Annotated in this window: 3 protein-coding genes and 1 pseudogene; 1 reads left to right on the top strand and 3 read right to left on the bottom strand. The window is 65.4% G+C overall.

Annotated elements, in window-relative coordinates:
• From AB5Y54_RS03505 to AB5Y54_RS03495, 3 genes and pseudogenes are all read right to left on the bottom strand, one after another.
• A pseudogene (locus AB5Y54_RS03505) lies at positions 1-134 on the bottom strand (IS5/IS1182 family transposase); the annotation flags it as partial.
• A 124-nt stretch (positions 135-258) separates the two neighbouring features.
• Entirely contained in the window at positions 259-3,864 is a 3,606-nt protein-coding gene (nifJ, locus tag AB5Y54_RS03500; RefSeq protein WP_368153251.1) for a pyruvate:ferredoxin (flavodoxin) oxidoreductase, read from the bottom strand.
• Positions 3,861-5,507 carry an NAD(P)-binding protein gene (locus AB5Y54_RS03495; RefSeq protein ID WP_368153250.1) on the bottom strand — a complete coding sequence of 549 codons (1,647 nt, stop codon included), beginning with the start codon at positions 5,505-5,507 and terminating at the stop codon, positions 3,861-3,863. Before AB5Y54_RS03495 ends, nifJ begins: the two co-directional genes overlap by 4 nt.
• Before the next feature lie 349 nt (positions 5,508-5,856).
• Between AB5Y54_RS03495 and AB5Y54_RS03490 the strand changes: the two genes are divergently transcribed.
• Positions 5,857-7,662, top strand: coding sequence for an MOSC N-terminal beta barrel domain-containing protein (locus tag AB5Y54_RS03490; protein WP_368153249.1), 1,806 nt, complete (start codon positions 5,857-5,859; stop codon positions 7,660-7,662).
• Positions 7,663-7,683: the final 21 nt, after the last annotated feature.

Genomic DNA, 7,683 nt, shown 5'->3' with positions numbered 1-7,683 from the left:
TAAAACGGCTCGATGACTTCCACCATGTTTTGCCATGGCAGGATCTGCTCCATGCGGGACAAGAAAATCTCTTTTCTGGTCTGACGGCGCTTACTGCTGAATTCACTGTCGGCGAAGGTGAGCTGATGACTCATGATGAACCCTTTTTCATGGCTCCAGATGACAAACATGATCTCATATCAGGGACTTGTTCGCACCTTCCCTAAACAGAGAAGCGGGCCAATGGTCCGCTTCTCTGTACAGAATTAGCTCCTATCATCACACCGGCGGATGAAAATGGCTGGCTTCGCGGGTGGCCATCTCCTCGTAGGTGGCCCACTTCTGCCACGCCACTTGTTGCGCCACCTGCATCAGCCGCTGTGCCTCCTGTGGATGGCTCTGGGCCAGCACCCGATAACGGGTCTCCTGCTGCCGATATTCGGCAAGGGGGATGGAGGGGCGCAGGCTGTCGAGGCTGAAGGGGTTCTGCCCGGCGCTGCGCAGTATCGGGTTGTAGCGCATCAGCGGCCAGTGGCCCGAATCGACCGCACGCTTCTGTTGGGCCAATCCCTGCTCCATGTCGATACCGTGGGCGATGCAGTGGCTGTAGGCGATGATAAGGGACGGGCCCGGATAGGCTTCGGCCTCACGCAACGCTTGTAGCGCCTGCTGCGGGTTGGCACCAAAGGCGATGCGGGCAACATAGACGTTGCCGTAGGAGATGGCCTGCAACGCCACATCCTTCTTGGCCAGGGTCTTGCCCCCCGCCGCGAACTTGGCGACGGCCCCGAGCGGGGTCGATTTCGACATCTGACCGCCGGTGTTGGAGTAGACCTCGGTATCCATCACCAGCACGTTCACGTCGCGCCCGGAGGCGAGCACATGGTCGAGCCCCGCCGAGCCGATGTCATAGGCCCAGCCATCGCCGCCCACTATCCAGACCGAGCGCCGCACCAGCTGATCAATCAAGGAGAGCAGCTCGCGGGCCTTGCCGGATTTTACCTCCTCCAACCGCTCGCGCACTTGCGCCACCCGGGTGCGCTGGGCACGGATCTCCGACTCCAGCCGCTGCGGGGCGCTAATCAGGGTATCGACCAGCTCTGCGCCCAGCTCCCCCTTCATCGCTTCAAGGGCTGCCACCGCCTGACCGTGGTGCTGATCGGCGGTGAGACGAAAACCAAAGCCAAACTCGGCGTTGTCCTCAAACAATGAGTTCGACCAGGCCGGCCCCTTCCCTTCGCCGTTCTTGGCCCAGGGGGTAGTCGGCAGGTTGCCGCCATAGATGGAGGAGCAACCGGTGGCGTTGGCCACCAACATGCGATCCCCAAACAGCTGGGTCAGCAACTTGAGGTACGGGGTCTCGCCACAGCCGGCGCAGGCACCGGAGAACTCGAACAGGGGCTCGAGGAACTGCGCACCGCGCACGGTGGAGAAATCCACCCGCTCGCGGGCAGGCCACGGCAGGCTCTCAAACCAGCGCAGCGCCTGTTTCTGGCCAGCCAGATGCGGCGCCTTGTCCATCATGGCGATGGCGCGCTCGCCTTCATGGCTTTCTCCTTCTGCACTCTCGCCTTGATGGCGGGCATCCGCTCCGGCCCGCACCGGACAGGCCTGCACGCACTGGCCGCAGCCGGTGCAATCCTCCGGATAGAGCTGCAAGGTGTAGCGGCTGTCGGGGAAGCCCCTGGCGGTGACGGGCACCGACTGCGCTGCCTCGGGGGCGGTCGCCAGCCAGTCCTGATGGTAGAACTTGGCCCGCAGCGCCCCATGGGGGCAAACAAAGACGCAGTTGCCGCACTGGATGCAGATATCCGAATGCCAGATGGGGATCTCGCGGGCGATATCCCGCTTCTCGAAGCGGCTGGTGGCAGTGGGGTAAGTGCCATCCACCGGCAGCATGGAGACGGGGATCAGATCGCCACGCCCCGCCAGCATCGGGCCTGTGACCCGCTGGACAAACTCGCTGCCGCCGGGAGCCAACGGCAGCGGATAGTCGCTGATCTGCTCCTCACCGGCCGGGATGACCACCTGATGGAGGTGGGCCAGGGTGTCGTCCACCGCCGCGAAGTTGCGCTCGACCACTTCGGGCCCCTTGCGGGCATAGCTCTTCTCGATGCTCTCCTTGATCAGCGCAATCGCCTCATCCCGCGGCAAGATGCCAGCCAGCGCGAAGAAACAGGTCTGCATAATGGTGTTGATGCGATTGCCCATGCCGTTGCGCTCGGCCACCCGATCCCCATCGATGCAGTAGAGGCGGATATTGAGGGCGCGGATGCGGGCACGCAGCCGCTCGGGCAGCTCGGCCCAGACCCGCTCAGGCTCATAGGGAGCATTGAGCAGCAGGGTCGCCCCTTCGGCGGCGTGCTCCAGCAGATCGACCGACAGGGCGAAGCCCCACTGGTGGCAGCCGATAAAGCTCGCCTGCTCGATAAGCCAGGGGGCGTCGATGGGCTCGGGGCCAAAGCGCAGGTGGGAGACGGTACGCGAACCCGACTTCTTGGAGTCGTAGACGAAGTAGCCCTGGGCGTGGAACCCCTCCAGTTCACCGATGATCTTGATGCTGTTCTTGTTGGCGCCCACCGTGCCATCGGCACCAAGGCCGAAGAAGAGCGCCCGTACCCGACTGGCGGGCTCCAGATCGCCGATGGGGTGCCATGCCAGACTGAGGCCCGACACATCGTCCACAATCCCCACGGTAAAGCGGGGGCGCGGCGCATCGGATGCCAGCTCCTCGAATACCGCCGCGCACATGGCGGGGGTGAACTCCTTGGAAGAGAGGCCATAGCGACCGCCGCTCAGCCAGGGCAGCCGCTTGATAAGGCCGCGCTGCAAACCGTCGATCAGCGCGCTCTGCACATCCAGCAGCAGCGGCTCGCCCCCTGCCCCCGGCTCCTTGGTGCGATCCAGCACCGCCATGCGGCGCACGCTCGCGGGCAGCGCATCGAGCAGCGCCTGTACCGGGAAGGGGCGATAGAGGCGAATGACCAGCACCCCGGTCTTGCGATCCTGCCGGTTGAGCCAATCCACGGTGGTGCGGGCGGTGGCCGCCCCCGAGCCCATCAGCACGATGACGTCGGTGGCATCGGGCGCGCCGTGGTACTCCACCAGCTGGTAGTGGCGGCCGGTCAGCTCACCGAGGCTCTCCATGCACTGCTGCACCCGCGCCGGCACCGCCTCGTAGAAGGGGTTGACGCTCTCGCGGGACTGGAAATAGGTATCCGGGTTCTGGGCGGTGCCGCGCATCACCGGATGATCCGGGTTGAGCGCCCGGGCACGGTGGGCCCGTACCCAGTCGTTGTCGATAAGGGCGCGAATTTCATCCTTGTGCAGCGCGGTGATCTTGTTCACCTCGTGGGAGGTACGGAACCCGTCGAAGAAGTGGATAAAGGGCACCCGGCACTGCAGGGTGACGCTGTGAGCGACCAAGGCCAGGTCCTGCGCCTCCTGCACCGAGCCGGAGGCGAGCATGGCAAAGCCGGTGCTGCGCGCCGCCATCACATCCTGATGGTCGCCAAAGATCGACAGCCCCTGCGCCGCGAGCGAACGGGCCGCCACATGGAACACCGCCGAGGTCAATTCACCGGCGATCTTGTACATGTTGGGCAGCATCAGCATCAGTCCCTGACTGGCGGTGAAGGTGGTGGCGAGCGCCCCCGCCTGCAGGGCGCCGTGTACCGTGCCAGCCGCCCCCCCTTCACTCTGCATCTCCACCACCGTGGGGATGTTGCCCCACAGGTTGGTCTGCCCCTGTGCCGCCCAGGCATCGGCCAGTTCGGCCATGGTCGAGCTCGGGGTGATGGGATAGATGGCACACACTTCGCTCAGCTGATACGCCACCCGGGCCGCGGCTTCGTTGCCGTCGACCATGATCAGTTCATGTTTCATTGGGACTCCTCCGGTTGGCGCAGCTCGATGGCGTGACAAGGGCATTGGTCATGGCAGGCACCGCAGCCAGTGCAGCGCTCGGCATCCACCAGATACCCCAGACCCGGCCCCAGCTTGGCGATGGCCTGCTCGGGGCAGCTGCCATAGCAGCCGTCGCACTCGAAGCAGTTGCCGCAGGAGTAGCAGCGCGCCGCCTCGTAACGGGCGGCCACCTCATCCAGTCCGCCGATGATCTCGCCAAAGTCGTCCCGCGCCGAGGGCGGTTTGACCGGCTGGCTGCTGGCCGGCGCATGGGTCTGGAACCAGAGCTGCAACTGCTCGGGCCCCACCAATGAATAGGAGAGCGGCTTGTGGTAGAGGCGACCGCGCAGCCAGGCATCCATATGGCGCGCAGCCTTCTTGCCGTGGCCGGTGGCGATGGTGACAGTGCGCTCGGAGGGCACCATGTCGCCACCGGCAAAGAGGCCCGGCACATCCGTCATCAGGTTCTCGCCAACCTGTACTACTCCCTCCTTGTTGACCCGCACGCCGGGGATGCTCTCCAGCACCGAGAGGTCGACCTCCTGACCCAGCGCCAGAATGAGGGAGTCCGCTTCGAGGGTTTCAAACTTGCCGGTGGGCACCGGCTTGCCCTCGGCATCCAGCGCCATCACCTCCACCTCGATGTTGGTGCTGTCGAGCTGGCGGATGGTGCGCAGCCAGTTGATCTTGATCCCCTCCTCCTCGGCCTCATCGGCTTCAAAGGCGTGAGCCGGCATATGGTCCCGGTCGCGGCGGTAGATGATCATCGCCTCTTCCACACCGAGGCGGCGGGCGGTGCGAGCCGCGTCCATGGCGGTATTGCCACCGCCGTAGATGGCCACCCGCCGCCCCAGTTTGGGCGGTGGTAGTCCTTTCTCTTCGGCCAGACTCGCCTGTTCTAGGAAGCTCACCGCATCGAGGATCTTGCCCGCCTCCCGGGCCGGAATATCGACCCGCTTGGCCAGATGGGCGCCGATGGCCATGAAGACGGCGTCAAAGCCCCCCTCGTCGCGCTCGCACAGCACGTCCTCCACCTTGTGGTTGAGGGTCAGCGTCACCCCGGCCGCCACGATGCGGGCCACCTCCCGATCCAGCACATCGCGAGGCAGGCGGTAGGCGGGAATGCCGAAGCGCAGCATGCCGCCCGCCAGCGGCCCCGCTTCGCGGATCTCCACCTGATGGCCGAGCCGATTGAGGTGCCAGGCGCAGGAGAGGCCGGAGGGACCGGCACCGATCACCAGCACCTTCTTGCCGCTGGCGGGTGCGGGGGGCGCAGGCTGCCAGCCACGGGCCAGCGCCTCGTCGCCGAGGAAACGCTCGATGGCGTGGATGGAGACGGCATCATCCACCTGGGCACGGTTGCAGGCGCTTTCGCAGGGGTGATAACAGACCCGCCCGTGGACCGCAGGCAGGGGATTTTCTTCGATGAGGCGCTGCCAGGCCGCCTCAAAGCGGCCCGCTTCGGCCAGGGCAAGCCAGGCCTGGATGTTCTCGCCAGCCGGGCAGGCATGGTTGCAAGGTGGCAGGGCCGGCCGCCAGACGGGCAGCCGGGTACGGACCGGGCCTGTTCCCGTTTTCTGGGAGAGATCCGGCTGTGGGGTCATATCCAGTTGTTTGCTCATACATTGCTTTCTTCTTTTGTGTGACAGGCCCCATCCGAATGCGCTTGATACCGTGTTGCCTGGGCAGACGGTGGCCGGAGAGGGAAGAAGCGAAAGCGTCAGAAACTGGAAGCTGGCCCGATGATGGGCCGTTTTTTGTACGACATGGTGGATCAGGATCAATAAATGTTGCGCTTTATGGGTCGCCCCCTTCACAACCGGATCCCCGTCACACCCCGCAGCCATTCGGGCCTGTTGCCCGAGCCCCCTCGCCGCCCTCGACATGGGCAGCAGGAGAAGATTGCCGCCCGGGACAGGAATCGTTATCTTCCCCTCTTCACAGGAATCGCCACAGCACAAGGACCAGGACATGCCGACCCTCGCCAGCATACATCTCTACCCCATCAAATCGACGGCAGGCATGCCGCTGGAGCGCGCCCGGGTGACCCAGGAGGGACTTGCCGGGGATCGCCGCTACATGGTGGTCAAACCGGATGGCACCTTTATCACCGCCCGCACCCATCCCCAGTTGCAGCAGGTGGTGGCCACCCCCGTCGAGGGGGGGCTGCAACTGCGCTATCCGGGTCTGCCCCCCCTTGCCCTCATGGAGGCGGCGTTCAGTCGCGCCCCTCAGCACACCGGTGTCTGGGGGGATCGCTTTACCGCCCTGCACACCGGGCCCGACGCCGATGAGTGGCTGAGCCGGGTGGCGAGGGAGCCGGTGCGCCTGCTCTGGCTCGGGGAGGCATCCGATCGTTTTCGGGAGAAGACCGGCACCCGGGTGAGCTTTGCGGACGGCTACCCCTTGCTGCTCATCAGCCAGGCTTCCCTTGAGGATCTCAACCTGAGATCCGATGCCTTGCACCAGATGAGCCAGTTTCGTACCAACCTGGTGGCGAGCGGCACCCGCCCCTTCGAAGAGGATGGCTGGAAGCGGATCCGCATCGGCGAGGTGGAGTTTCGGGTGGACAAGCCGTGCAGCCGCTGCATCATGACCACGGTGGAGGCAGGCACGGAGCGCTTCAATGCCCTGAAAGAGCCGCTGGCCACCCTCACCCGCTACCGGCGTGGCGAAGATGGTGAGGTCTATTTCGGCCAGAATCTGGTGGCCCTGAACGAGGGGTGGATTGAGGCGGGCAGCGAGATCGAGGTGCTGGAGCGGGCCCGGGCGCCGGTCTACCCCAACGCGGCCCCGAAAAAGCGGGAGCTGGTGTGCGTCGCCCGGGAACCCCTGGCCCGGGATCTGGAAACCTTCTGGTTCGAGGCCGCCGACGGCGAGCCCCTGCCCGACTACCTGCCTGGCCAGCACCTGCCCATCAGCCTCGATATCAAAAACACACGGGTTCAACGCCGCTACACCCTCAGCTCCACGCCGGAGCGGCCCGAGCGTTACAGCATCAGCGTCAAGAAGCTGGCCGATGGCCGCCTCTCCCCCTGGCTGCACCATGAGCTGAAAGTGGGCGATCACCTGCTGGCCGCCCCCCCGGCCGGCGAGTTTCACTTAGGGTCCGAGCGCAGGCTGCTGCTGCTGCTCTCGGCGGGATCCGGTGTCACCCCCATGCTCTCCATTGCCCGCACTCTGGCACTACGGGGGGAGCTCGGTGACGTCCACTTCATGCACCTGTGTCGCAGCGAGGCAGACATCCCTGCCGCCAGCGAGCTGCACGCCATGGCGCAGCAGGGAATGACCCTCACCCTGATCCTGAGCCAGCCTGACAAACACTGGCAGGGACTCAGCGGCCGTCTGAATGACGATCACCTGGGCCGGATCCGGGGTTTGCAGGAGCGGGAGGTGTTCATCTGCGGCCCCCACGGCTTCATGGCCGATGCAGCCAACCGGCTGACCGCCCTCGGCGTACCGGCCGGGCGCATCCGCCAGGAGAGCTTTGGCGGGGCCCTGCTCTCGGTGGCCCGCCCCCATCAGGCGGTGCAACTGCGTATCGGCGAGCGGGAGTTTGCGGGCAACAACCAGGGCACCGTGCTGGATCAGGCCAACAAGCAGGGGGTAGAGCTGCCCTGGAGCTGCCGTGCCGGCATCTGCGGCAGTTGCAAGCAGACCCTGGTCTCGGGCGAGGTGGATCACCCCGATGCCCCCGCCATCAGCGCCGCCGAGCGTGCCGAGGGCAAGATCCTCGCCTGCTGCGCCGTGCCCCTGACGGATCTGGTGATCAAATAGGGTGATCGGGGGGCAAAACCC

Source organism: Aeromonas sp. s9 (genome assembly GCF_040907765.1).
In the GTDB taxonomy this organism is placed as follows: domain Bacteria; phylum Pseudomonadota; class Gammaproteobacteria; order Enterobacterales; family Aeromonadaceae; genus Aeromonas; species Aeromonas caviae.
Note: the sequence above shows the minus strand (reverse complement) of the source record. Positions and strands in the feature narration are given on the sequence as shown.